This window comes from Campylobacter concisus, from assembly GCF_002914195.1.
Taxonomy (GTDB): Bacteria; Campylobacterota; Campylobacteria; order Campylobacterales; family Campylobacteraceae; genus Campylobacter_A; species Campylobacter_A concisus_M.
In genome coordinates, this window is the sequence record NZ_PPAU01000090.1 from 100,283 (window position 1) to 126,022 (window position 25,740).

At 37.4% G+C, this 25,740-nt stretch carries 27 protein-coding genes and 1 tRNA gene; 25 read left to right on the forward strand and 3 right to left on the reverse strand.

What is annotated here, in order from left to right:
* Positions 1–25: 25 nt before the first annotated feature.
* The 8 genes from pheS to efp all read left to right on the forward strand — a co-directional run bounded on the left by pheS (position 26) and on the right by efp (position 9,847).
* Positions 26–1,021, forward strand: a complete 996-nt coding sequence (pheS, locus tag CYP28_RS02725) for a phenylalanine--tRNA ligase subunit alpha (RefSeq protein ID WP_103580437.1) — start codon at positions 26–28, stop codon at positions 1,019–1,021.
* Positions 1,018–3,354: a phenylalanine--tRNA ligase subunit beta gene (gene pheT / locus CYP28_RS02730; RefSeq protein ID WP_103592996.1), complete on the forward strand. Its 2,337-nt coding sequence runs from the start codon at positions 1,018–1,020 to the stop codon at positions 3,352–3,354. Before pheS ends, pheT begins: the two co-directional genes overlap by 4 nt.
* Positions 3,351–4,628, forward strand: a complete 1,278-nt coding sequence (gene aroA / locus CYP28_RS02735; RefSeq protein ID WP_103592997.1) for a 3-phosphoshikimate 1-carboxyvinyltransferase — start codon at positions 3,351–3,353, stop codon at positions 4,626–4,628. Before pheT ends, aroA begins: the two co-directional genes overlap by 4 nt.
* Positions 4,618–5,442 carry a 4-hydroxy-3-methylbut-2-enyl diphosphate reductase gene (locus CYP28_RS02740; protein ID WP_103592998.1) on the forward strand — a complete coding sequence of 275 codons (825 nt, stop codon included), beginning with the start codon at positions 4,618–4,620 and terminating at the stop codon, positions 5,440–5,442. Before aroA ends, CYP28_RS02740 begins: the two co-directional genes overlap by 11 nt.
* An 80-nt stretch (positions 5,443–5,522) precedes the next feature.
* Positions 5,523–7,199, forward strand: a complete 1,677-nt coding sequence (locus tag CYP28_RS02745) for a 30S ribosomal protein S1 (protein WP_103592999.1) — start codon at positions 5,523–5,525, stop codon at positions 7,197–7,199.
* Positions 7,200–7,258: 59 nt separating this feature from the next.
* Positions 7,259–7,687 carry a hypothetical protein gene (locus CYP28_RS02750; protein WP_242047001.1) on the forward strand — a complete coding sequence of 143 codons (429 nt, stop codon included), beginning with the start codon at positions 7,259–7,261 and terminating at the stop codon, positions 7,685–7,687.
* A complete protein-coding gene (gene serA / locus CYP28_RS02755; protein WP_258034134.1) occupies positions 7,681–9,261 on the forward strand; it encodes a phosphoglycerate dehydrogenase in 1,581 nt (526 codons plus the stop codon). Before CYP28_RS02750 ends, serA begins: the two co-directional genes overlap by 7 nt.
* Before the next feature lie 19 nt (positions 9,262–9,280).
* Positions 9,281–9,847 (forward strand): elongation factor P, encoded by a 567-nt coding sequence (gene efp / locus CYP28_RS02760; protein WP_021090997.1) that lies wholly within the window; start codon positions 9,281–9,283, stop codon positions 9,845–9,847.
* Between the two features lie 342 nt (positions 9,848–10,189).
* Here efp and CYP28_RS02765 read toward each other — a convergent pair whose 3' ends face one another.
* A complete protein-coding gene (locus CYP28_RS02765; RefSeq protein ID WP_255349566.1) occupies positions 10,190–10,447 on the reverse strand; it encodes a SelT/SelW/SelH family (seleno)protein in 258 nt (85 codons plus the stop codon).
* An 84-nt stretch (positions 10,448–10,531) separates the two neighbouring features.
* Here CYP28_RS02765 and CYP28_RS02770 point away from each other — a divergent pair, with 84 nt between their 5' ends.
* The 3 genes from CYP28_RS02770 to CYP28_RS02780 all read left to right on the forward strand — a co-directional run bounded on the left by CYP28_RS02770 (position 10,532) and on the right by CYP28_RS02780 (position 12,414).
* On the forward strand, positions 10,532–11,083 hold the full coding sequence (locus CYP28_RS02770; protein ID WP_103593002.1) for a DJ-1 family glyoxalase III: 552 nt from the start codon (positions 10,532–10,534) through the stop codon (positions 11,081–11,083).
* Between the two features lie 223 nt (positions 11,084–11,306).
* Positions 11,307–11,552, forward strand: coding sequence for an RNA recognition motif domain-containing protein (locus CYP28_RS02775; RefSeq protein WP_103593003.1), 246 nt, complete (start codon positions 11,307–11,309; stop codon positions 11,550–11,552).
* Entirely contained in the window at positions 11,530–12,414 is an 885-nt protein-coding gene (locus tag CYP28_RS02780; protein WP_103593004.1) for a glutamate--tRNA ligase family protein, read from the forward strand. Before CYP28_RS02775 ends, CYP28_RS02780 begins: the two co-directional genes overlap by 23 nt.
* A gap of 73 nt (positions 12,415–12,487) precedes the next feature.
* On the opposite strand, the gene sppA is transcribed toward CYP28_RS02780, so the two are convergent.
* Together sppA and mqnF are read right to left on the reverse strand one after the other, a co-directional pair.
* Positions 12,488–13,351, reverse strand: a complete 864-nt coding sequence (gene sppA, locus CYP28_RS02785) for a signal peptide peptidase SppA (protein WP_103593005.1) — start codon at positions 13,349–13,351, stop codon at positions 12,488–12,490.
* Positions 13,339–14,556: an aminofutalosine deaminase family hydrolase gene (gene mqnF, locus CYP28_RS02790; RefSeq protein WP_103593006.1), complete on the reverse strand. Its 1,218-nt coding sequence runs from the start codon at positions 14,554–14,556 to the stop codon at positions 13,339–13,341. Before mqnF ends, sppA begins: the two co-directional genes overlap by 13 nt.
* Before the next feature lie 85 nt (positions 14,557–14,641).
* Between mqnF and aroQ the strand changes: the two genes are divergently transcribed.
* The 14 genes from aroQ to CYP28_RS02860 all read left to right on the forward strand — a co-directional run bounded on the left by aroQ (position 14,642) and on the right by CYP28_RS02860 (position 25,674).
* On the forward strand, positions 14,642–15,121 hold the full coding sequence (gene aroQ, locus CYP28_RS02795) for a type II 3-dehydroquinate dehydratase (RefSeq protein WP_103593007.1): 480 nt from the start codon (positions 14,642–14,644) through the stop codon (positions 15,119–15,121).
* A complete protein-coding gene (locus tag CYP28_RS02800; protein ID WP_103593008.1) occupies positions 15,118–16,143 on the forward strand; it encodes a M24 family metallopeptidase in 1,026 nt (341 codons plus the stop codon). The genes aroQ and CYP28_RS02800 overlap by 4 nt, the downstream gene beginning before the upstream one ends.
* Positions 16,140–16,625 carry a 2-amino-4-hydroxy-6-hydroxymethyldihydropteridine diphosphokinase gene (gene folK, locus CYP28_RS02805; protein ID WP_103593009.1) on the forward strand — a complete coding sequence of 162 codons (486 nt, stop codon included), beginning with the start codon at positions 16,140–16,142 and terminating at the stop codon, positions 16,623–16,625. Before CYP28_RS02800 ends, folK begins: the two co-directional genes overlap by 4 nt.
* The gene (gene flhF, locus CYP28_RS02810; protein WP_103593010.1) at positions 16,626–17,993 is read left to right on the forward strand and encodes a flagellar biosynthesis protein FlhF; all 1,368 of its coding nucleotides are present in this window, start codon (positions 16,626–16,628) and stop codon (positions 17,991–17,993) included.
* Positions 17,986–18,852, forward strand: coding sequence for a P-loop NTPase (locus tag CYP28_RS02815; protein ID WP_103593011.1), 867 nt, complete (start codon positions 17,986–17,988; stop codon positions 18,850–18,852). Before flhF ends, CYP28_RS02815 begins: the two co-directional genes overlap by 8 nt.
* A gap of 13 nt (positions 18,853–18,865) precedes the next feature.
* Entirely contained in the window at positions 18,866–19,210 is a 345-nt protein-coding gene (locus CYP28_RS02820) for a hypothetical protein (protein ID WP_103582471.1), read from the forward strand.
* A complete protein-coding gene (locus CYP28_RS02825; protein ID WP_021090868.1) occupies positions 19,182–19,886 on the forward strand; it encodes an RNA polymerase sigma factor FliA in 705 nt (234 codons plus the stop codon). The genes CYP28_RS02820 and CYP28_RS02825 overlap by 29 nt, the downstream gene beginning before the upstream one ends.
* Entirely contained in the window at positions 19,886–20,989 is a 1,104-nt protein-coding gene (fliM, locus tag CYP28_RS02830; RefSeq protein WP_054196277.1) for a flagellar motor switch protein FliM, read from the forward strand. Before CYP28_RS02825 ends, fliM begins: the two co-directional genes overlap by 1 nt.
* Entirely contained in the window at positions 20,979–21,827 is an 849-nt protein-coding gene (fliY, locus tag CYP28_RS02835) for a flagellar motor switch protein FliY (protein ID WP_085657666.1), read from the forward strand. The genes fliM and fliY overlap by 11 nt, the downstream gene beginning before the upstream one ends.
* Positions 21,827–22,420, forward strand: coding sequence for a TIGR00730 family Rossman fold protein (locus tag CYP28_RS02840; RefSeq protein WP_087585564.1), 594 nt, complete (start codon positions 21,827–21,829; stop codon positions 22,418–22,420). The genes fliY and CYP28_RS02840 overlap by 1 nt, the downstream gene beginning before the upstream one ends.
* A gap of 48 nt (positions 22,421–22,468) precedes the next feature.
* The gene (gene mnmA, locus CYP28_RS02845; RefSeq protein ID WP_087585565.1) at positions 22,469–23,491 is read left to right on the forward strand and encodes a tRNA 2-thiouridine(34) synthase MnmA; all 1,023 of its coding nucleotides are present in this window, start codon (positions 22,469–22,471) and stop codon (positions 23,489–23,491) included.
* A gap of 112 nt (positions 23,492–23,603) precedes the next feature.
* A tRNA-Asn gene (locus CYP28_RS02850) sits at positions 23,604–23,678 on the forward strand.
* Positions 23,679–24,011: 333 nt separating this feature from the next.
* Positions 24,012–24,278, forward strand: coding sequence for a helix-turn-helix transcriptional regulator (locus CYP28_RS02855; RefSeq protein ID WP_084040956.1), 267 nt, complete (start codon positions 24,012–24,014; stop codon positions 24,276–24,278).
* Positions 24,279–24,312: 34 nt separating this feature from the next.
* A complete protein-coding gene (locus tag CYP28_RS02860) occupies positions 24,313–25,674 on the forward strand; it encodes a hypothetical protein (RefSeq protein WP_258032501.1) in 1,362 nt (453 codons plus the stop codon).
* The last annotated feature ends 66 nt before the right edge of the window (positions 25,675–25,740 follow it).

Below are 25,740 nucleotides of genomic sequence, written 5' to 3' on the forward strand. Positions count from 1 at the left end.
CTCAAAAATTTATAAAGGCAAAAAATTGCAAGATTTCGTTAATAAAATCAAAAATGAAATTTCAACGCTTGATGATTTGGAAAAAGTCAGGGTAGAAATTTTTGGCAAAAAGGGCATCTTGGCGCAAGGTTTTGCAAAGCTAAAAGGGCTTAGCGAAGATGAGAAAAAGGAATTTGCAGCAAATTTAAACAAGCAAAGAGATGAGCTTGGTGCGCTAATAGAAGCTAAAAAGGCTGAGCTTAGCGAGCAAGAGATAGATAACAAGATGAAAAAAGAGGCCGCTGATATCACACTATTTAATGAGCCTGTTGCCAGCGGAGCGCTGCACCCTGTGATGGCCACGATGGATAAGATAATTGAATATTTTTTAGCTCTAAATTTCTCGCTCGAGACTGGACCATTGATAGAAGATGATTTTCACAACTTTGAAGCGCTAAATTTACCAAAATACCACCCAGCAAGGGATATGCAAGATACATTTTACCTAGATGATTTTAGACTTTTAAGGACGCATACGAGTCCAGTTCAGGTGCGAACTATGCTAAATCAAAAGCCGCCTATTCGCATGATAGCGCCTGGCACGGTCTTTAGACGTGATATGGATTTAACACATACACCGATGTTTCACCAGGTTGAGGGCCTCGTGGTAGAGGATGCTGAGAAAGTTAGCTTTGCAAATTTAAAATCAATGCTTGAGGGCTTTTTAAAGCACATGTTTGGCGACGTTGAAGTGCGTTTTCGCCCTAGCTTCTTTCCATTTACGGAGCCTAGCGCAGAGGTTGATATTAGTTGTATATTCTGCCATGGTAAGGGTTGCAGGGTGTGCAAGCAGACTACTTGGCTTGAGGTGCTTGGATGTGGCGTCGTTGATCCAAATGTATTTAAGGCGGTTGGCTATAAAAATGTAAGTGGATACGCTTTTGGTCTTGGCGTTGAGAGATTTGCGATGTTGCTTCATAGAGTGCCTGATCTAAGGTCGCTTTTTGAGGGAGATTTAAGATTGTTGGAGCAGTTTAAATGATAATTTCAAAGCATTGGTTAAACGAGTGGATCGACCTTAGCGACGTTAGCGGCGAGACACTTTCAAAGACATTAAATTCTATCGGGCTAGAGGTTGATAGCTATAAAGAGATAAATTTACCAAAGAGTATTGTGGTTGGCTACATAAAAAGTAGAGAGAAGCACCCAGATGCCGATAAACTAAGCATTTGTCAAGTGGATGTTGGTGGAGAGACGCTTCAGATCGTGTGTGGGGCTAAAAATGTTGAAGCTGGCCAGTTTGTGCCAGTTGCACTTATTGGCACGACTATGCCAAATGGTCTTGAGATAAAAAAAGCAAAGCTAAGAGGTATCGAGTCAAGTGGCATGATCTGCTCTTCAAGCGAGCTGGGACTTCCAAAGGTAAACGATGGAATTTTGCCACTTGATGAAAGCATTGGCAAGCTAAAACTTGGTACAAGTCTTAGTGAATTTGAGATATTTAAAGATACGATAATCGAAGTCGATGTCACAGCAAACAGAGGCGATTGCCAAAATTTACACGGCATCGCAAGAGAAATTTGTGCAGCGCTTGATCTAAATATGAAAGATAGCCACGAAGACGATGAAAGCGAAAATTTACTAGGTATTGGCAGAATAGCTTCTGTACGAGCAGAGGATAAAGTAAATGGGTCATTTTTATATAAGGCTTTTGAGTTAAAAGAGGGACTATATGAAAATCTAATAACTCGTATGCGTCTAGCATTAATAGAGTGCCAAAAGACAAATTTAGTGGAGAGACTGCTTGAATACGCGACATTTTGTACGGGTGTTTTATTTAGGGCTTATGATCATGCTAAACTAGTAAGCGAAGGCGAAAAGGCTGTTTTTGATATAAAAAATGGCAAAAATGGCGAATGTGTCATTTATTGCGGGGATAAAAATTTAGGCATTGCTGGAATTTACCAAAGTGATGTAGCAAGAGTAGATGAGAAGTCAAAAGTGATCCTAGTAGAAGCTAGCTACGTAAAGCCAGATGTAGTTTCAAAAGCTATTTTTGAAAATAAAAATTTACCAAAAGGTGATCAAATTTATCGCTCAAGTCGTGGTAGTGAGCCAAATTTAGCTTATGGTGCGGATTATTTATTTAAAAGGCTTGCTAATTTTAAAGATGCTCTAAATCTCTTTGCCGGCTCACAGCAGTCGCTTTTAAACACCGAACCTATAACACTAAGTATCTCTCTTTTTGAGCTTAAAAATATGATCGGTCAAGATATTGCTAGAAATGACGTTGTTAAAATTTTAAAGAAACTTGGCTTTGAGATCGCAGTAAATGTTGAGCAAGAAAGCTTTAACGTAAAAGTGCCGTTATTTCGCCACGATATAGTAAATTCTCACGATGTTTGCGAGGAGATCGTAAGGATAGTAGGCATAGACAATATCGCCTCAAAACCACTAAATTTCTCTGAGAAAAATAGGCTAAACAAGACATATTTTGACTATAAAAACGCCCTAAATCTAAGACGTAGAGCAGCTGATAATGGCTTTTTTGAAAGCGTGCACTATGTCTTTGATAGTGAGGATGAGCTTAGCGGGTTAAATTTTAAACCATGCAAAGTTAAGATACTAAATCCTATAAACAACGAGTTAAACACGCTTAGACCGACACTTGTTAATCACCTTCTAAGCTCAAGCGAGAAAAATATCAAAAACTCGAAACGCTCAGTTAGACTATTTGAGCTTGGAGAAATTTTTGATGAAAATGCAAATCAGGGCTTAAATTTAGGCTTTGTTGTGTCTGGTCTTTTAAAAGAGCCTACACTAATAAACGGCGCAAAAGGTGAGGAGGCAAATTTCTACGCATTTGCATCGATGGTACAAAATGTCATAGGCAAATTTGAACTAAAACCTTGTCAGGGCATCACGTACCTTAGTCCATACGAACAAGCACACATCTATCAAGATAGCGAAAATATCGGCTATATCGGCAGAGTTGATGCAAGGGTTGAGGCAAAAAGGGATCTACCAAAAACTTATGTTTGCGAGATTGATTTTGCTAAGCTTAAATTTGAGCCAATTTTGGCAGTGCCTTACTCAAAATTCCAAAGCACTACAAGGGATCTTAGCCTTATCGTACCTGAAAATTTTGAGGCTGGACGAATTTATGAGTGCATAAGAGGACTAAATTTAAAAGAGCTAAAAGAATTTTTACCAGTTGATATTTATAAAGATGCGAAGCTAAATGGCTCGATCAGCCTTAGCCTTAAATTTACATTCCAAGATATGGAAAAAACGCTTGAGGATGATGATATAAACGCACTTATGGATAAAATTTTAGGTGAGCTAAAAGAGAAACTAAATATCGGAATAAGATGAGAATTTATCCATTAGAAAAAAGTCTAAATTTAACTATTGATGATATCGCAGCTGATAAGTCTATCTCGCATAGATGCGCGATTTTTTCGCTTTTAAGCGATAAACTATCTTGCGTTAGAAACTACTTAAGAGCAGGTGATACGCTAAATACATTAAAGATAGTCGAGCTTTTAGGCGCAAAAGTTGAGGACAATGGTTCTGAAATAACGATCATGCCGCCACAAAAGATAAAAGAGCCAAATGAAATTTTAGAGTGTGGCAACTCAGGTACGGCGATGAGGCTTTTTATGGGGCTACTTGCTGCGCAGGAGGGCTTTTTCGTGCTAAGTGGTGATAGATATTTAAACTCACGTCCAATGGCTAGAATAGCAAAACCTCTAAACGATATGGGTGCAAAGATAGATGGCGCAAACAACGCAAACAACGCTCCACTTTGCATAAGAGGGACGAAATTTGAAAGATTTAGTTTTGAGAGCAAGATCGCCTCAGCTCAGGTAAAAAGTGCGCTTTTGCTGGCGGCTCTTTACTCAAATGGCTGCAAATTTAGCGAACCAGAGCTAAGCAGGGATCACACCGAGCGTATGCTTGCTGGCATGGGAGCTGATATAAAGCGTGACGGCCTAGAGATCACTTTAGAGCCAATGAGCTCGCCACTTGCACCACTTGATATAGATGTGCCAAATGATCCAAGTTCTGCATTTTTCTTTGCGGTCGCAGCACTTATCATTCCGGGCTCACATATTATTTTAAAAAATGTCTTGCTAAATAAAACTCGCATCGAAGCTTATAAAATTCTAGAAAAAATGGGAGCTGAAATAAAATTTCATAAAACTTCAAGCAAATATGAAGATATCGGCGATATCGAGGTCAAGTACTCACCAAATTTAAAAGGTATAGAAGTGAGTGAAAATATCTCGTGGCTCATTGATGAAGCCCCGGCTTTAGCCATCGCATTTGCCTGCGCAAAGGGTCAAAGCAAGCTAACAAATGCAAAAGAGCTTCGCGTAAAAGAGAGCGATAGAATTGCTGTCACGATAAATGCGTTAAAGCAGTGTGGTGTTGATGCTAGCGAGCTTGAAGATGGCTTTATCATAAATGGTTCAGAGGCTAAATTTGCCACGATAGATAGTCATGGGGATCACAGAATCGCGATGAGCTTTGCCATACTTGGGCTAAAATGTGGCATGCAGATAGAAAAGAGCGAATTTATCGCCACCTCATTCCCAAATTTTGCTGAAATTTTGAAGAAAATGGGAGCTAGAGTTGAAGATTGAGCTTGCTAGTAGTTATGGATTTTGCTTTGGTGTAAAAAGGGCGATAAAGATTGCTGAAAATGCAGGAGATGCTGCAACCATTGGGCCACTCATTCATAATAATGAAGAGATAAGCAGGCTTGAAAAAAACTACAATGTAAAGACACTTGAGGGTATAGACGAGCTAAAAGATGAGAAAAAGGCGATCATCCGCACTCATGGCATTACTAAAAATGATCTTGCGGAGCTAAAAAAAACTGATATAAAAGTGATCGACGCAACTTGTCCATTTGTGACAAAACCACAACAAATTTGTGAAAAAATGAGTGAAGAGGGCTATGATGTGGTGATCTATGGCGACATGCACCACCCTGAAGTAAAAGGTGTGAAGTCATACGCTAAGGGCAATGTCTACGTCGTGCTTGAAGAGAGCGAACTAGAGGGTATTAAATTTAAACAAAAAGTCGCACTTGTTAGCCAAACGACTAGAAAAGTCGAGAAATTTATGCAAATCGCAAGCTACCTCATGCTTCATATAAAAGAGGTACGTGTTTTTAACACTATCTGCAACGCAACATTTGAAAACCAAGAGGCTGCTAAAAATTTAGCAAAAAGGGCTGATGTGATGATAATTATCGGCGGAAAAAACAGCTCAAACACAAAACAACTCTACCTAATATCTAAAAATTTCTGCGAAGATAGCTACCTGATAGAAAGTGAAGAAGAGCTTGAAAGATCATGGTTTGACGGTAAAAATTTGTGTGGCATAAGTGCGGGTGCAAGTACACCTGACTGGATCATACAAAAAGTCGTTGATAGAATCAAAAAAGTATAAAATTTATCGTAGCTAAAGCCACAATTAACTATAATAAGCCAATTTGCCCATACTGGCATAATAAAATTTAAAGGATCAAGATGGCTGTGAACAAAAGTGTTCAATTAGGAAAAGCAAAAGACGAGGATATCGAAGATATTGATTTTGCTGCGATGTTAGAGGAGTCTTTTAAAAAGACTGAAGAAGATAGTGACGCAAAGATCGTCAGTATCAATGGCGATGAGGTTTTAATTGATGTTGGCAAGAAGTCAGAAGGCATTTTAAATGTTTCTGAGATCACTGATGCAAACGGTAACCTGACGCATAAAGTTGGCGATACGATCAAAGTTGTAATAACTGGATCAAGAAATGGAAGACCTATAGTGTCGCACAAAAAAGCACTTAGAAAAGAGAAAGTTAAAGCTTTCATCGAAGCTTACGATCCTGAAAATTCTGGCGAAATCGATGTAAAAGTAGTTGGAAAAAATAAAGGTGGCTTTATAACTCAAGATGTAAATGGTGTGGAATTTTTCTTACCAAAAACTCACAGTGGCTTTAAAAACGCTGAAGGCGTAATTGGTAAAACATATAAAGTAAGAGTTATAAAAATTGATAAAGAGGAAAATAGCATAGTTGTCTCTAGAAAGAAAATTTTAGATGACGACCGCAAAAAGCGTAAAGAAGCTCTATCAAGCATAGTAGAAAACGATAGCGTTATAGAGGGCACAGTTAAAAAAATCACAACTTATGGTATGTTTGTTGATGTTGGCGGTGTCGATGGGCTTGTGCATTATAGTGAGATAAGTTATAAAGGCCCAGTAAACCCTAGCTCGCTATATAAAGAAGGTGATAAGGTTTTAGTTAAAGTTATCAGCTATGACAACGAAAAGCGCCACTTGTCTTTATCTATCAAGGCAGCTACTCCAGATCCTTGGGAAGAGATCATAAATGATGGACTAGAAGTTGGTGACACTATCAAAGTTACAGTTAGCAATATCGAGCCTTACGGCGCATTTGTTGATCTTGGAAATGATATTGAAGGATTTTTGCATATATCTGAAATTTCATGGGACAAAAATATAAAAAATCCAAAAGATCACATCAATGAAGGTCAAGAGATTGATGTTGAGGTTATCGAGATAGATGCAAAAGGACACCGCTTAAGAGTGAGTCTTAAAAATTTACTTCCAAAGCCATTTGATGAGTTTAAGGCAAAACACAAAGAAGGTGACGTAGTAAAAGGCGTTGTGACAACTATCACAAATTTTGGTGCATTTGTTAGAGTAGGCTGCGTTGAAGGCTTACTACATAATGAAGACGCGTCTTGGGATAGAAACGATAAATGCAAAGATATGTTTAAAGCTGGTGACGAGCTTGAAGTAAAAATCATCAAAATCGATAGTGCTGAACAAAAAGTTTCACTTAGTCTAAAAGACCTAAAACAAAGTCCAGTTCAAGCATTTGCTGATAAATTTAATGTAGGCGATATCGCAAAAGGAACAATTCGCGACATCAAAGACTTTGGCGTATTTGTAGAGCTTGGCGATAACGTTGATGCGCTGATCCGCAAAGAAGATCTAGGTAGTGTAGATGTTAGTACACTTAAGATCGGTGATGAGATCGAAGCAGCTATCGCATTTATCGATGAGAAGAAAAATAGAATTCGCCTAAGCATACGCCGTTTAGCAAAACAAAAAGAGCGTGAAGTGTTAAATGAGATCAATGATAACGATGATAAAGTAACACTCGGCGATATTATAAAAGAACAATTACTTTAGTTTAAATGGGCAGACGCGTACTTTTATTAGTAGTTGTCCTGCTATTTGTAATATTGGGTTTGGTTGGAATTTCTCTTGTTAAATTTGCAAGTGTAAATTTCAGCCAGATACATGAAGAAAATATCACAAATGAGCAAAATTTAACCAAAAACACAACCAGTAATACCAACTGGATGAGTGAACTAGCAACTATTAAAAAAAGAGATTATGTGCTGCCTGTAAATGAAATTTTTATAGAATACAACCGACCCAAAATAGAAAAACCAAAGATTACTGCATATGAGCTTTTGATAGATAAAAATGATATCTATTCAATGTTTTGTTTGATGCAGACTTTAAGAAAAAGTGAGGTCGATTTTACTGTTGTAAAAGATGGTGCAAAAAGCCAGATATTTTTAAATACTCAAGACTCTAAGCTTCTACAAAATATCATTTTAGAACTAAGAGTTTATGATATCCACTCAAGTGTGAGAGAGGTAAAATTATGAAAACTATCATTGTTTGCGATGCGATACATCCAGTAGGTTTTGAACTTTTAAAAAAAGAGCAAGATATAAATGTAATAGACGCAGTTAATACTCCCAAAGATGAACTTTTAAAAATTTTAGGCGAGGCTGATGTTGCTATAACAAGAAGCTCAACTGAAGTAAACGAGGCCTTTTTAAACGCTGGTAAAAAACTAAAAGCTATTGTTAGAGCTGGTGTTGGTGTAGATAATGTCGATATAGAAGGATGCTCAAGGCGTGGCATAATAGCTATGAACGTTCCAACTGCAAACACTATTGCTGCAGTTGAGCTAACAATGGCTCATATGCTAGCTTCAGCTAGATCTCTTGAATACGCTCATAATGATTTAAAGCTAGATAGAATCTGGAAGCGTGAGAAATGGTATGGGGTTGAGCTTTTTAAGAAAAAGCTTGGTGTGATCGGCTTTGGAAATATTGGCTCAAGGGTGGCTGTTCGTGCAAAAGCTTTTGGTATGGAGATCATCGCTTATGATCCATATATTGACCCATCTAAAGTTATCGACATGGGCGGTACTTACACTAAAAATTTTGATGATATTTTAGCATGTGATTTTATCACGATACATACGCCGAAAACTAAAGAGACGACCAATATGATAGGCGCTAAAGAGATCGCAAAAATGAAAGATGGCGTAAGACTTATAAACTGCGCTAGAGGCGGTCTTTATAACGAAGAAGCGCTTTATGAGGGACTAAAAAGTGGCAAAATAGCATTCGCTGGTATTGATGTTTTTACAAGAGAGCCAGCAACTGATCATCCACTTCTTGATCTAAACAATGTAAGTGTAACTCCACATCTTGGAGCAAATACGCTTGAATCACAGCGAAATATCGCAGTTGAGGCAGTCGAACAAGCTATTTTAGCAGCTCGTGGTATAAGCTATCCAAATGCGTTAAATTTACCTATAAAAACAGAAGATCTACCACCATTTGTTGAGCCTTATATCGATCTTACAAGCAAGATGGCATTTCTTGCTGCACAGATAAATAAAAGCGTCATCAAGGCTATCCGTATAGAAACTCATGGTCAAATCAGCGAATATGCAAATTCAATGCTAACATTTGCCATAGTTGGTGCATTAAAAGAGAGTCTTGGTGATGCGATAAATTACGTAAATGCTAAATTTTTATGCGATGAAAAAGGTATAGTGACTGAAACTAGCCTTGGTGGAGATAGTATTTTTAAAAATAAAATCACCGTTCGCTTAACTACCGAAAATGGCATTGTAACCGTTGGTGGAACGGTATTTGGTGAAAATCAGCAACGTATCGTAACGATAAATGGCTTTAAGACCGACTTTAAGCCAAAAGGCAAGATGATCATCTTTAAAAACCATGACGTGCCAGGTGTTATTGCTCAGATTAGTAAAATTTTAGCTGATGAAAAGATCAATATCGCAGACTTCCGCCTTGGTAGAGATGATCACAATATGGCACTTGCTGTCATTTTGGTTGATGAACATATAAAAACAGAAACGTTAGAGAGACTAAACACACTTGAAGCTTGCGTTTGGGCTCAATACGCAGTTATATAAAATTTTGAAAGGATAAAAAATGGCTTCATATTCAATGGGCGATCTAAAAAAAGGGCTAAAGATCGAGATCGATGGCGTTCCTTATAAAATCGTAGAATATCAACACGTTAAACCGGGCAAAGGTGCAGCTTTTGTTCGTGCAAAAATCAAATCTTTTATCGATGGAAAAGTGCTTGAAAAGACTTTTCACGCAGGCGATAAATGCGAGCAACCACATCTTGAAGAAAAAGAGATGCAGTATCTTTATGACGATGGTGAATATTGTCAGTTTATGGATACGGTTACTTATGAACAAGTTGCTATTAGCGATGAGGATGTGGGTGATGTTAAAAAATGGATGATCGATGGCATGATGGTTGAAATTTTATTTCACAATGGCAATGCGATCGGCGTTGAAGTGCCACAAGTAGTTGAGCTAAAGATAGTTGAGACTCCACCAAATTTCAAGGGCGATACGCAAGGTGGTAAAAAGCCAGCTACTCTTGAGAGTGGTGCGGTAGTTCAGATACCATTTCACGTACTTGAAGGCGAAGTTATCCGTGTGGATACTGTTCGCGGCGAGTATATCGAGCGTGCGAATAAATAAAGCAGTTTAATCTTTCTTACTAAATTTACGTTTAGTAAATCTAATGCTTAGCTAAAGTCACTATTTAAAAAGTATTGGCTTTAGCAAAAACTTCATTTCTACATTGTAAAATTTCAAACAGTGTTAGCTTAGAATACACAAAATTTTTATATTTTTTAAAAATCCAAATATAGCCAAATATCGGCTCATAAAATATTTAAAAATCAAAAAATATATAAAATAATGAAAATTCTTAGCGAGATAAGTAAATGTTTTAACTATAAAATTTTTATATCAAGATAGTAGAACCGTAAGTCAAAAACAGGGGAAAAACGAGACGGTTTCCCGTCTCGGTAGCTAGCATTAAGCCGACTTTTCTTTAAGATATTTGTTTATAAGGGTTGTGATCTCTTCACCGTGAGGAAATCTCGCTTCATCATTTCCGATGCGATCTTTCTTAGAAAATATAACATCTCCATCAACCTCGACGATGAAATTTCCACCATCACCTATAACCTTTTCGACTCTTGCATCACTAAAGTTCGCTTTTATTTCATCTTCTACACGAGAAGCTACCGGACGATAGTTTCAAGAGTTGCAGTAAATAATTTTTACTTGCATGCTCTGTCCTTTCTTGTGAAATAAGCCAACATTATATAGAATTTTACTTAACAAATAAAACATATTATTGTAAAGGATAAATTTATGAAAAAAGTTGCTGTGATTTTAGCTGATGGATTTGAGGAGATAGAGGCACTAACTTCTGTTGATGTTTTACGTAGAGCTGGAGCGATAGCTTCTATTGTTGGGCTAAATGACGTAAACATCAAAGGATGTCACAATATATGTGTAAAGGCTGATGTGACACTTCGCGAGATGAAAGAGCTAGACTATGATGCGATCGTCCTTCCTGGTGGACTTCCAGGAGCTAGCAATCTAGCAAACGATACAAGGCTCAAAGCAATCTTGCAAAATTTTGATAAAAGCAATAAGCTTATTTGTGCCATTTGTGCTGCTCCTATGGTGCTCGAGAGTGCTGGTGTGCTAAAAGATCATTTTGTTTGTTATCCAGGATTTGAAGAAAATGTAAGAAGTGATAAAAGGGGCTATGATAACGGTAAGAGTGTATTGAGGGATCAAAATATTATTACAGCAAAAGGTCCTGCTTTTTCAATGGAATTCGCACTTTTTATAGTTAAAAATTTACTTGGTGATGAAGTATATCTTAAAGTAAAGAATGATTTACTTTATAAATAGCTTATAAAGATAAAATAATTTTTTATTTAATTATTCTTTTTAAACTTAAAATTAGATTTTATTTAGTGATAGTTATAGAAGCTCTATATATACGAGTTTGTATCTTTTAAGAATATTTTTCAAAAAAATATAATAAATTTTTGATTTTTTACATCTTTTTGACGAAAATTAGCTATTATCACACTAACCGAATAAATCGGTAATTTTTTTAAGGAATACTCCTGTGAATATTTATGTAGGAAATTTGTCGTATAGAACGACAGAGGCAGAATTAAAGGAAGCTTTTGCACAATTTGGTGAAGTAAAGCGAGCAAAAATAGTAAAAGATAGAGAAACTGATCGCTCAAAAGGCTTTGGCTTTGTTGAAATGGACGATGCAAATGAGGGACAAAAGGCTATAGCCGCGCTAAATGAAAAAGAACTAGGCGGACGTACTTTAAGGGTAAATGAGGCCAGACCAAGGGATTAATAACTATTTGCCACCAAGTGGTGGCATAGTATCCCGCATAGCTCCTACGCCTAGTGGGTTTTTGCATGCTGGCAATGCTTATAACTTCATCCTAACTTATCTTTTGACACGTTCGGCAAGTGGTGTTTTGCACTTACGTATTGATGACTATGACCTTGGTAGATATCGGCAAGAATTTGTTCAAAATATCTTTGATGTTTTAGAATTTTTGGGGCTTGAATATGATAAAGGGCCAATTAGCGTAAGTGACTTTGAACGTAATTTTAGCTTTAAAGTAAGAGCTAAAAGATACGAAGATGTACTTGAAAAACTAGATAAAATTTATATCTGCGAATGTTCTAGAACTACAAAAAATGCCTACATAAACGGCATTTACGCTAAAATTTGTAAAAATAAAAATCTAAAATTTATAAAAGATAAGACTACCATTAGACTAAGCGTGGATGAGGGTGATCCTATTGGTAAGCTTGTGGCAGAGCAAATGGGCGATTTTGTGATTTACAAAAAAGATTTTACTCCTGCTTACAACTTTGCAAGCGTGATAGATGATGAAGATATGGGCGTAAATTTGGTTGTTAGAGGTGAGGATTTAAAGGCTTGCACGCTAGCTCAAAGATACCTTGCAAAAAGGCTAAATTTTAACTTTTATAATGCTAATTTTATTCATCATAAGCTACTTTTAAAAGATGGCAAAAAGCTCTCAAAAAGCTCAAAATCACCACCAATTAATCTAAAAGATAGCCCGCAAATTTATTACAAAATTTTAGCAAATGATCTTGGTTTAGATATAAAATCAGCAGACAAAATCCAAAATCTACTTTACGAGTTTAAACTAAAAAATATTGCAAAATTTAGCATTTGACTTGGCTAAAAGAATTTATTTAAAACTCTTTTAGTCTATTGTTTGGTGCTTAAATTTATAAATTTTGGAAAAATTATCTAAGCTTTGTCTCAAAAAATGCACTAAAAAGCGAGTTTATGCCTTGCTTTGTAAATTTCTCCATTATCTTTTCGAGCTGTGGTTTTTCTTGCCAGATGGGCTCATCTACGAGGCTCATTTTTGCTAGCTCGTTTTGAGCGTCTATGTAGCTGCCAAGGCTATCAATTAGACCCATTTTTAGGGCATTGTAAGCTAAAAATACTCTTGCGTTTGCCCACTCGTCTTTTTTGTTGATATCTAAATTTCTAGCCTCTGCCACGTCACTTACAAAGAGCATGTAAGCGTCATTTACGAGCCCTTGCAAGCTCTCACGCTCCTGCTTGCTCCAGCTCCTCATAAAGGTGCCAGCCTCTTTAAACTCGCCAGCCTTCACCACCTGCTCGCTCACGCCTAAATTTTTGGCTAAATTTTCGATGTTTGCCCCTTGCATGATGACGCCGATAGAGCCTATGAAAGCACCTGGATTTGCTACGATAGTGTCGGCATTTACGCCAGCGTAGTAGCTGCCACTCGCCATGTTGCCAGCTGCGTATGCGAGCACTTTTTTGCTCTCTTTTAGCCTCTTGACCGCCATGGCTAGCTCCACGCTAGGACTTATTGCACCGCCTGGACTGTCGATGTAGAGCAGCACACCTTTGATGTTGCTATCAAGCCTTGCTTTTTCGAGCGCATCTAAAATTTCACTAGTATCCATTATCGTGTCCGTGATGTCGATGCGGGCTAAATTTGGCTCTTTCATCTTGCTATCTGGCGCGAAAATAAAAAATAAGATGAGCAAAAATATGAGCGCCTTAAAGTAGTTATTTATAAATTTAAAAATTCCCAAAATTCCTCTAAAAATAAGCCTTAAAATTTGCAAATTTTGCCTCCGATATATAGTTTTTTAGCCTCATTTGTATGAAGTATTAGCTGAAGTATTAGCTCGCTATCATCGCACTTTAGGTCGTTATAGACCGCAAGATCAGCCGCACGTCCTGCTTTTATCTCACCGTTATTTGTCCTAAGTGCTTTTGCGCCCCCGTGCGTTGCAGCGACAAAAAGCCTGGCGGCAAGTTCATTTAGATTAAGGCTAGCGTGGGTAAATAGGGCAGCTCTTAGTTCATGCCAGAAATTTAGGCTGATATTTGAGCTAAGGCCGTCTGTGCCGATATTTAAGCTGACATTATTTTTGAAAATTTCTTTTAAATTTAGTGTCTTTTTGCCAAGCAGCCTGTTTGAAATGGCGCAGTGTGTCACGCTGTGATGAGGCTTAAATTTAGCAAAATCGCTCACATAAACGCAGTGCGTGAAAAGTGTATTTGTCTCACGAAACATCGCAAAATAGCTCTGCGCGTCATACATTGGCTTTGGGGCCGGATTAAATCTTAAAAGATGTTTTTTAAACCCTCCGGTGCCACGCTCCAACCACTGCTTTTCAGCCTTGCTCTCTAGAAAGTGCGTGCTAACTAGCAAGTCATCTTTTTTGGCTATCTCAAGGGCGGCTTTAGCAAGCTTTGGATGCACAGAGTAGGGCGAGTGCAGCGAGATGGCTGGGGTGAAATTTTGGCTTTTATATCCTTTTGCTTTTTCAAATTTAGCTAAGAAATTTTGTAAATTTTGCTGAACCATCTGCTCGCTTGAGCCTAAAATTTCACTAAAAAGCACTACTTTTAGCGGACTAGCGGCTAAAATTTCAAGCTCAGAGCCAAAGCTAGAGATCTCGCCAATGGCGCAAACTCCGCTTTTTAGCATCGAATTTATAGCTTTATTCATAGCCTTTTTAGCGTCCATTTTGGCTAGCTCGCCGCCTTTATCGACGATAGAGCCAAGCCACTTTATAAAGTCGCCATATTTTAGCGTGCTAACATTTGAGCTAAACTCCAAATGAACGTGCGTATTTACGAACGCTGGGGCGATCACGCTCTCACCAAAGTCGTAAATTTTTGCATCTTTAAATTTTTTTTGCGCCTCTTTTTCGCTTGTAATTTCTAAAATTTTATCATTTTCAATAACAACACAAGAATTTCTTAAAATTTTTGGATTTTCTCCGCCAGTGATTATTTTTTTTGCTTTTAAAATTTCCACATTTGAGCCTTAAATTTTTGTTATTGTAGCGAAAATTTAGGAACTAAAATGTATAATTTGGGCCATTTAATCAAAAAGGAAAGATATGGATAAGAAGCCAAAAATAATGGTCATCCAAGGCCCAAATATTAACATGCTTGGCGCTAGAGAGCCAGGAATTTACGGCGTAATGAAGATGGAGGATATCCACTCTCAAATGAAGATCGTTGCAGATCAAAATGACGTTGAAATCGAGTTTTTTCAAAGCAATCTTGAGGGCGAGCTAGTCGATAAGATCCAAGAGTGCTTGGGCGATGCTGATGGCATCATCATAAACCCAGCTGCTTACACTCACACCTCTATCGCTATCCGTGATGCGCTAAGTGCGGTTGCGCTGCCAGTTATCGAGGTGCATATCAGTAACGTTTATAGAAGAGAAGAATTCCGCCACAAAAGCCTCATCGCGCCAGTTGCTGCAGGTCAGATCGTGGGCTTTGGACCAGTTGGCTATCATTTGGCGATGATAGGCATGCTTCAAATTTTTGAACAAATCAAAGCAGTAAGAGCAAATCAAAAAGCACAATGAATTTCATCTTAAAGGACGAAAACGCCGTATTTTACGAGTGCAGCTACAGCTGCGACAATGAGTTTTTGCTATGCGTTGATGGCGTGAAATACTTTTTCACGGACGCTAGGTATTATTTTGAGGCAAAAAGCTGCGTAAATGCAGGCGTGGTCGTTCTTTTGGCGCAGAGAAATTTAATAAACGAGGTTAGGGCATTTTTAAGAAAAATGAAGCCAAGCAGTCTCGTTTTTAACCCTGATGAGCTAAGCTTAAGCGAGTTTAACGCGCTTAGCAAGGGGTTTAAGATAAATTTCAAGCCAAAGGCAAATTTCTCTAGGCTAAAGAGAATTTGCAAAAGCGAAGATGAGATAAAAATTTTAAAAAAGGCTAGCGAATTTGGAGCAAAATGCTTTGATGAATTTGCTAAATTTGTGCGTGAAAATGGCGAAGGAATGAGCGAAAAAGAGCTTCATTTTAACGCCTCGCTTATCTTTAGGCAAAAAAATGAGCTAGGTCTTAGCTTTGATCCGATCGTGGCGATAAACGAAAACGCCGCAAAGGCGCATGCGCTGCCTGGAGATAAAATTTTAAAAAAAGGCGATTTGCTGCTGCTTGACGCTGGAGTTAAATTTAAGCGTTACTGCTCTGATCGCACCAGAACTGCTTGCTTTGATGAAAATTTTAACTTCTCAAAAGAGCAAAAATTTAAAAACGCAAAGATGCAAGAAATTTACGAGATCGTAAAAGAGGCTCAGGTTGCTGCAATAAAGGTCGCAAGAGCTGGCATTAGGGCGTGCGAGATAGATCTTGCTGCAAGAAATGTAATAGCAAAGGCTGGATATGAAAAGGCCTTTTTCCACTCGACAGGACACGGTGTGGGTGTCGATATACACGAGCTTCCAGTCATCTCAGCAAGGAGCGAAATGCTCATAAAAGAGGGCATGGTCTTTAGCATAGAGCCTGGAATTTATCTAGAAAATGAATTTGGTGTGCGCATCGAAGACGTGGTGGTCGCAAGAGAAGGTGGGTGCGAAATTTTATGAAGCTAGCTGGAGCAAGAAAGATCGTAAAAAGCCGTTTTTGCCCTAGTTTTTTTCAGAAAAGAGATGAGTTTAAATATGAGGCGCTAGTTGGTATGGGCGGCAACATCGGTGACAGCGTAAAGAGGTTTGATAAATTTATAAGAGTGATTAGTGAAGATAGGCGTTTTCATGTAGTTGAAGTCTCGCCGATCCTTATAAATGCGGCGTTTGGCTACGAAGCGCAGGATGATTTTAGTAACGCTGTTATAAATTTACAAACATCTATGAGCCCTAGAAATTTGCTAAAAATTTTAGGGCACTATGAGAGTAAATTTAAGCGTGTGAGGACATTTAAAAATGCACCACGTACGCTTGATCTGGATATTTTGTATTTTAGTAAAAAAGTCTATAAGACGCCACGCCTTATCGTCCCGCACCCAGGAGCCGATAAGAGGCTTAGCGTGATCGTGCCACTAGGGCTTATGAGAGTTAAAAGGATATAAATGGCTACAAAATTTCATACTTTTACAGGTGAGAGCACCATCGAGGCTTTGAAAAAGGCTCAAGAAACGTGCGGCGAAAAGGCCATACTAGTTACTACAAAACAAATTCAAGCCAAAACGATAAATAAAAAACCGCTTTATGAAATTTTAGTAAGCGTCGAAGAGGACGACGTAAAGCAGCCCGCAAAACCAAATACAAAAGCCATAAATTACGAAAATGCCTATTCTAAATTTAATAAAAACTATGAGCCTGCTAAGCCAAAATTTGAGATAAAAGAAGAGCCAGCTAAATTTGAGGCAAAGACAGCATCACCCGAGCCTTACGATCCAAATGAGAGCGTGCTTTTAAATATCTCAGCTGCTGCAAAAGAGATAAGCACGATCGCAAATGTAAATATCGATGATGTCAAAGATAAAGAGTCGAGCATACCAAATGGTATGAATAAAAAAATAGACGACATGGCAAAGCAAGTAAGCGTGCTAAGCGATAAAATAGGGCTGATAACTGACATGATCTGGGACGAAAAAGCTCCAAATCGCAACAATCTCTCGATCCCACCAGAGTTTGCTAGCATCTATAAACTCGCAAAACAAAGTGGCATGAAAGATGAGCATTTAGAGGCTATCATGCAAACGACGCTTGAAAATTTACCAGTCTCAATGAAGAGTAATCCAACTGCTGTAAAGAGATACTTCTACTCACTTTTGCGAAATATGCTACCTTGCAGAAAAGAGCCAAGCGATAAAAAACAACGTATCATGATGCTAGTTGGCCCAACCGGAGTTGGTAAGACTACGACTCTTGCAAAGCTAGCTGCTCGTTTTGCATACGGCAATGAAAAACGCTATAAAACAGGTATCATCACGCTTGATACATATCGTATTGGAGCGGTTGAGCAGTTATTTCAATACGCTAAAATGATGAAGCTTCCTATTCTCGATGTTATCGAGATAGATGACTTTCAAAATGCTATCAAACAGCTTAATTATTGTGATGTGATACTTATTGATACGACTGGAAATTCACAGTATGACAAAGAAAAGCTTGAAAGGCTTGATAAATTTTTAAAGCATAGTGGCGCAAAGATTGATGTAAATTTGGTCCTTTCGGCTGGCTCAAAGGTTGAGGATCTGATAGAAATTTATAATGGATTTTCATTTTTAGAGATCGATACACTTATAATCACAAAATTTGATGAGACAAAAATTTTTGGTAATGTCTTTTCGCTGATATATGAGACAAACACGCCGGTTAGCTACTTTAGCGTGGGTCAAGAGGTACCTGATGATCTTGTGGAGGCAAAGAGCGAATTTTTAGTAGAGTGCGTGTTTGACGGCTTTACAAAGCAAAAGGCTAGCGATGAATAATCAAGCGCAAAAATTACAAAATTTAGTCCAGTCTCAAAGCAAGAGCAAAAATACGCATTTTATTGCGATAACTAGCGGTAAGGGCGGTGTTGGTAAGAGTACGATAAGCGCAAATTTAGCAAATGTCTTATCAAAAAATGGCTACAAAGTAGGGCTATTTGACGCTGATATCGGCCTTGCAAACCTTGATGTCATCTTAAATGTAAAAATGGGTAAAAACCTGCTTCACGTGCTAAAAGGTGAGTGCAGTCTAAAAGATATCTTGATACCTATAAATAAAAATTTGATCCTCATTCCTGGTGAAAGCGGCGATGAAATTTTGAAATTTAACAATCAATTTTTATTTGAGAGGTTTTTAGATGAGGCGAGCGAGCTTGATGAGCTTGATTTTTTGATCATTGACACCGGAGCTGGCATAGGCGGTAGCACACAGCTATTTTTAGAAGCGGCCGATGAGGTCGTGGTGGTGACTGTGCCTGATCCTGCGGCGATAACTGATGCATACGCTGTCATAAAGATCGTCTCAAGGTTTAAAAATAGCGAGCTCTTGCTCTTAAATATGGTGAAAAATGAAGCAGAAGCGACTAGAATTTATGAAAATATAAAACGCGTTGCTAATGCAAATATCGGGCCTAGCTTAAATTTAGAGCTTATAGGATTTGTGGCTTCTGATAAGAATGTTTCAAGAAGCATAAAACAACGAACGCTTTTTACAGACGATGCTGCTTATGCTGAGCCTAGTGCTCAGATAAAACAGATAGCTTCGAATTTGCTTTATAGGTTGGAACGAAAAGTGCTTAACGATGAGCAAAATAGGAGCTTTGGGGGCTTCTTTAAGCGTTTGATAGAACAATTTTGATGGAGATTGAGCTTTGCGTGCAGAAAATTTTATAGCATTTTTTACAGTTTGTGGTTTTTTTATAGGTATAGTTTTTACCTTGCTAAAGGTGAGTGAGCCTATCGAAATGCTTGTTTATACACTAGTTATTACTTTGTTTTTTTATCTTATAATTCATATTGTTATCATGAACTACATCGATGTGAAAAGGGCTTTAACTAAAATTTTTGACAAACAAAAACACGAAGAGATCGCAGACTATCTCATCTCTGAGCTAAATACTAGAGAAAAGCGTATGGAAAATATAATGGTAAAAATGACTGCTGAAAATTTTGATTCTGGTAAACGAAATGCACGAGTTAAAGCAAAAGCAGCTTAACGCTTATAAAAACACGATAAAAAAGGAACAAGACGAGATCGTCTTAAAATATATGCCAGCACTGCGTGCAATGGCGTTTAGACTTAAAGAGAGGCTACCATCAAGCATAGATACAAATGACCTAATAAGCATTGGTGTTGAAGAGATGATAAAGCTTAGCAGGAAGTATGACAAGGAGCAAAATGACTCTTTTTGGGGTTATGGCAAAAAGAGAATTTATGGCTCTATGCTTGATTATCTAAGGACGCTTGATGTTGTTAGCAGAAGCGATAGAAAGCTAGTAAAGAGTATAAATAGCGAGATAGATAACTATTTTAATGAATTTGAAGAAGAGCCAAGCGATGAGTATTTGGCCGAAAAGCTTAATGAAGATATTGAGAAGATAAGAGAGGCAAGAGGCGTTAGCGGTATCATTACTATTTTGCCAATAGACGAGCAAATGGAGCTAATTGGTCAAAATGATGTCGAGAAAAGCATTGAGAGAGAGGATCTCATTTTAAAAATAGAAGAAGCTTTAAAAGATTTTGACGAAAGAGATCAGATGTTGGTTCAGCTTTATTATTATGAAGAGCTAAATTTAAAAGAGATAAGCCAGATCATGAATATCAGCGAGAGTAGAATTTCACAAATTCATAAACGTTTGCTTGATCGTATCAGGCGTAGCTTGGGGGTTTAATGGCTGATATTTTAAGTCAAGAAGAGATAGACGCGCTACTTGAAGTTGTCGATGAAGACGGCGATACGAGTAATATCGAGGTCGAAGAGAGATCGCAAGGCGAACAAAAACAGATTATTATTTATGATTTTAAGCGTCCAAACCGCGTTAGTAAAGAGCAGCTTCGTGCAATAAAAGGCATCCATGATAAGCTTGCTAGAAATTTGGCTAGTCAAATTTCTAGTGTTATGAGAAGTATTGTCGAGATTAGACTCCACAGTGTTGATCAAATGACTTATGGCGAATTTTTGATGAGCTTGCCAAGTCCAACGAGCTTTAATGTCTTTTCTATAAAGCCGCTTGATGGAAACTGTGTTTTGGAGATAAATCCAAGCATCGCTTTTCCGATGATAGATCGTTTGCTTGGCGGAACTGGTGAAAATTTTGAAGCAAATAGAGAGCTAACCGACATTGAAGTAAATTTGCTTGATGCGGTGCTTAGAATGATCATGCAGCGTCTAAAAGAGAGCTGGTCAATGATAACTGATATGTACCCAAATGTGGAAGCTAAGGAGAGCAGTCCAAATGTCGTACAGATCGTCTCTCAAAATGAGATCGTCATCATGGTCGTTATGGAGATCATAGTTGGTGGCTCAAGCGGTATGATAAATTTATGCTATCCGGTTATCTACCTTGAACCGATACTCTCACGCCTTGCAAACAGAGACATCATGCTTGGTGAAACAAGTGCAAAAAAAAGTAGAAACAAAGAGCTAAAAACACTTATCGGACGGGCAGAAATTTTATACGAAGCTATACTTGGCAAATCGATCATCAGCGTAAATGAGTTTTTAAATTTAAAAGAAGGCGATATTTTAAGGCTTGATAGAGGAGCTGATGATAAGGCGATCGTTTGTATCGATAAAAAAGAAGTTTTCTTAGCTGAAGTCGGACTTCATAGATTTAGAAAATCTATAAGAATTGAGCAGTTAATACGCTCTGATAAAGATGAGATCAAAAATATCTTAGAAAAATACGAAGAAGAGCGAAAAGCAAAGCTAATGGCGTATGAAGCTAATGAGCGCAAAATGGAAGAAGAAGAGGACGACGAAGATGATGAATGATTTTTTTAATATATTTTCTAACGAATTAAAAGCTACTATCGAAGGACTTACGGGCAGAGCTCCTGAGGTTGGTGAAAGAAATGAATTTGATGCACCAACGCAAAATGGCATAAAACCGCCGGTAGTGATGGCTAATATCTCTTTAAGTGGCGATATCAATGCTAAAACAGAGATAGTATGTACTCCAGTTTTAATAAGTGCCATTAGCGAATGGATGATGGGTGAAGAGGAAATTTCAAAGAATGAAAATTTAGGCAGTGATGAGCTTGACGCCGCAAAAGAGATATTTTCAAATCTTTTTAGTGCTTTTAGTACATCTTTGGGTGCTCAAAAGGGCATGCCAAAGATAAATTTTGAAGTAATAAATGTAAATTTTTTAGATGAAAATTCTTCGCTTGATTTTAGTGTTTATGAAAAGTTATTTTTATTTAATGTCAAAATCGAAGATCTAAGTGAGCATATCGGTTTTGCTTGCGATCATTCGTTGATGAAATTTTTTGAGCCAACAAAGACCGAAGCACCAGCTGCACCAGCGAGCGCTCCTCACGTAGCTAAGGGTGACTTTAGCGCTGAAGAGATGAGAAATATCGGGCTTATAATGGATGTTAGGCTGCCTATTCGTGTTCGTATCGGCTCAAAAAGAATGCTTTTAAAAGATGTGCTTACCATGGATATTGGCTCAGTTATCGAGTTAAATCAATTAGCAAATGATCCACTAGAAATTTTGATCGGCGATAAGGTAATAGCTCTTGGTGAAGTTGTAATAATCGATGGAAACTTTGGCATCCAGATCACTCAGATAGGCTCAAAACGCGAGAGGCTTCAACAGTTAAAATAATGAATAATGAATTAGTTAGCGATCTTTTAAATTTTCCAAACGTCTTAAAATATAAAAATAAAAATGTTACCTTCTTTGGCTCGGCTAGATTTGATGAAGAAAATTTCTACTGCAAAAAGGCTTATGAACTAGCTTATAAGCTAAACGAGCTAGGATATGCCATCTTAACTGGTGGCGGAGACGGCATAATGAGAGCCGCAAACAAGGGCGCGTTTGATAGTGCAAAATCGCCAAGCATAGCCCTAAATGTGAGGCTTCCGTTTGAACAAAATACAAACCCTTACGTTACGGCAAAATACCTCTTTTCAAATTTAAGCCCAAGAAAATTTGCACTTACCGATCGTTCAGTCGCATTTGTCGTCTTTCCGGGTGGCTTTGGCACCCTTGATGAACTTTTTGAAATTTTAGTACTTGCTCAAGTTGGTAGTAAAAAAGTAAAAATTTTTCTTTTTGGGAGCGAGTTTTGGCAAGGGCTTGATGAATTTATAAAAAATACGCTAGTTAGCCAAAAAACAATAAAAAAAGAAGATATAAATTTATACAAAATCACCGATGATTTAGAGCTTATTGTAGATGAAATTTTGGCTATTTAAAAATAAGATATAAAATATCCCCTTTTAAATTTCAAAGAGGTAAAAAATATGAAAATAATGGTCGCAATGAGCGGTGGTGTAGATAGCACTATGACGGCTAAATTTCTGCAAGAAGCTGGTCATGAAGTACAAGGTTGCTATATGATGCTACATCAAAAGCCAGGATATCACGAAGAAAATATCAGAAAAGTAAAAAAAGTAGGCGAGTATCTTGGCATAAAGGTGCATATTTTGGATCTGCAGGATAAATTTAACGAGTTTGTCTATGATCCTTTTGTGAAGCTCTATAAAGAGGGCAAGACGCCAAATCCTTGTGCTTTGTGCAATAAATTTATAAAGCTTGGTGCACTGCTTGATTTTGCAAAGGCAAATGGCTGTGAGAAGCTTGCTACTGGGCATTATGTGCAAGTTATTGATGGATTTATCACATGCGCAAAAGATCCTAGCAAGGATCAAAGCTACTTTTTAGCCCAAGTGCCAAAAGAGATATTAAAAGATGTTATTTTCCCGCTTGGGGATAAATTTAAAAAAGATATAAAAGAGCTTGCAAGAAGTGTAAAAGTGCTTGAAGAATTTGCTACGCAGGCAGAAAGTAGTGAAATTTGCTTTGTGGAAGATACTTATATCGAGGTTTTAAATAGGCATTACAATACAAATTTGCCAGGAAACGTAGTTGATAAAGACGGCAAAATAATCGGTCGCCACCAAGGTTATATGCACTATACTATCGGTAAGCGCCGTGGTTTTGAGGTTTTTGGTGCTCATGAGCCACATTTCGTTATAAAGATAAATGCCGATAAAAACGAGATCGTTGTAGGAACAAAAGATGACTTGGCTCAAAAGGTAGTCGAGCTTGAAAACGTAAATTTGTTTATAGATAAAGATAAATTTGAGTGCGAAACCAAGATAAGATATAGAAGCCCTAAACTTGATGCTTTTGTTGAGGTTGATAAAGAGAATAAAACAGCAAAACTAACGCTAAATCAAAATGCACTTGGTGTGGCACAAGGCCAGCTTTGTGTTATGTATGATGGCGATAAGGTTATTGCAAGTGGATTTATAAAAGGCTAGTTGTAGCCTTTTATAAAAATTTATTGGGCTCTGTACAATTTTTTATAAATTAAGCTAAAATTTATTGACAAAACATATCTTTTCGTCTATAATACGAGCTCTTTTCAAGTGTTCCGGATTAGCTCAGCGGTAGAGTAGGTGACTGTTAATCACTTGGTCGCTGGTTCGAACCCAGCATCCGGAGCCATTTATATTCAAAAATCCTTTTAAAACCCCGATTTTTACAATGTTTCAAGAGCTTTAAGTTTTCTTAGTTTTATAAAATTTGTTCCCTGTTTGTTCCCGAAATTTTTTAATATTCCAATTTCTCGCCATGTTTTCTAAGTCAATCTAAGATGCTTTATTTTTGTTTTTAAAAACAAGAAAACATTTTTTATCCTAAATTACTCTAAAATACCCTAAGGAATCATAGGGTATTAAAAATTTTTCAAAAACTATCCAAAAACTACTCAAAATAACAAGAGTAAATGAAAAGTACATATAATTAGTTATATAAGAATAAGCATAAGGAGAAAATGGGATGCTTAACGAACTATATAACGATGTAGAGTACAAAACGCTTCTTGAGCACATATCTAGCCAATATAAAGGAAAGGTAGTTCTAGACAGAAAGCAAACCGCAGGGGTTCTTGGCATCGGCGTATCTACTCTTGATCTTCGTATATCGCAGGGCAGAGATATTCCGCGTTATATAAAGATGGGAGATGCAAAGAATTCTCGCATAGCGTTTGCGATAACGGACATTGCGACTTATATTTTTCAAAAAAGGGTTAAAACATGCTCTTAATTTCTATAGTAGATAATAAAGAAAAGGACTAAAAATGAGTGATGCTCTTCAAATAGGCGGACACAGCCTAGTTCTTTGTGTAAGAAGCGAATTCTTGACGCTCAAAAAGGCTATTATAAGGTATGAGCACAATGTTAGAGAGGTTAAGCACGCCTCTAAGATTGGATATCTTAGAGGCAACAGCCGTAATAATAGATACATAGTGCTTAGCGAATATAACGATAACGGCAATATGCGAGAGATGCCTAATAGCGATAGGGAATTTAGCGATAGAAAGTATATAAAAGTACTCTTGAAAAAATACCACGAAAAAATGAAGGCCGACTACGAAGCCCAAACTAAAATCTATAAAAACGGCAAGGTGGTAAAGAATCGTTGGCGAGAAAATATGGTCGGGTTTTCCGAAATAGTCATAAGTTTCGGCACCGATCGGAATAAAGAATCCAAAGAAGGGCTAAATAAAACCGAAGTAAATTTTATCAACGCTCAGGTCTCACTTGATAGATTTAGAAGATTCGCAAACGATTATTGCGCTAAATATGGCGTTAAATGCCTGCTAATCGCTGAACATAACGACGAAAAGACCAAGCATTATCAGCTTATTTTTACCAATTACCAATTTGAAAACCATAAAAACCTTAGGTTTAACGGCAAAGGCGAGACGTTAAAATTTGGCAAAAGTATGCAAGAAATGGGAGGGGCGGCGTTTGAAGGCATCGCTTTGCGGGGCGAGGTCGGCACTAAGGCAAGACATAAAAACCTAAAGCAAATGCACAAAACAGAAAAAGAGTATAGCGACGAGCAAAAGCTAAAAAAGAAAATAAAGCAACTCGTAGTTAAGAAAGCAAAGAAGCATATAAAAAAAGAAAAATCTATATTCGGTAAAGAATATTTTAGAATAGAAGCCGAGGACGACAAAGCTTTCGTAGAAGATCTTGCAAATTTGGTATTAGAGCAAATGCAAAATAAGATAAGTATAATTACCGACGGCGAACTAAAACAAAAAGCCGATCAAAGCGATGTCCTACAAATTAAGCTCAAAAAAGCCAACGCAGATCTGGAAAGCAAAGAAAAAACAAATCAGTCTTTGAAACAAAGAAACGAATATTTAGAAGTATCCAAAACAAAGGAAGAAACCTTAAAAAAAGATAACGATAATAAACAACTACAAATAGCTAAACTGCAAACTTCTATAAATGGCAAAGTTCAAAAAATATCTGAGCTAGAAGAAGAAGTAAAAGTTAAAGACGAAAGGATAGAAAATTTACAGGATAAGTTAACTATATTAGAAAGCTTTAAAACGAAGGTTATTAATTTTATCTCAAAAATAAGCAATCTAATACCGAATTTTAGTATGTTGCTAGATGACGAACCAAATGAGGTAAAAATGAGATAAAAGACAAGTATAGTAGGGATAGGATGGAGATATAAGCAAGTTATCGGCAGCGAGAAATCTTTAATA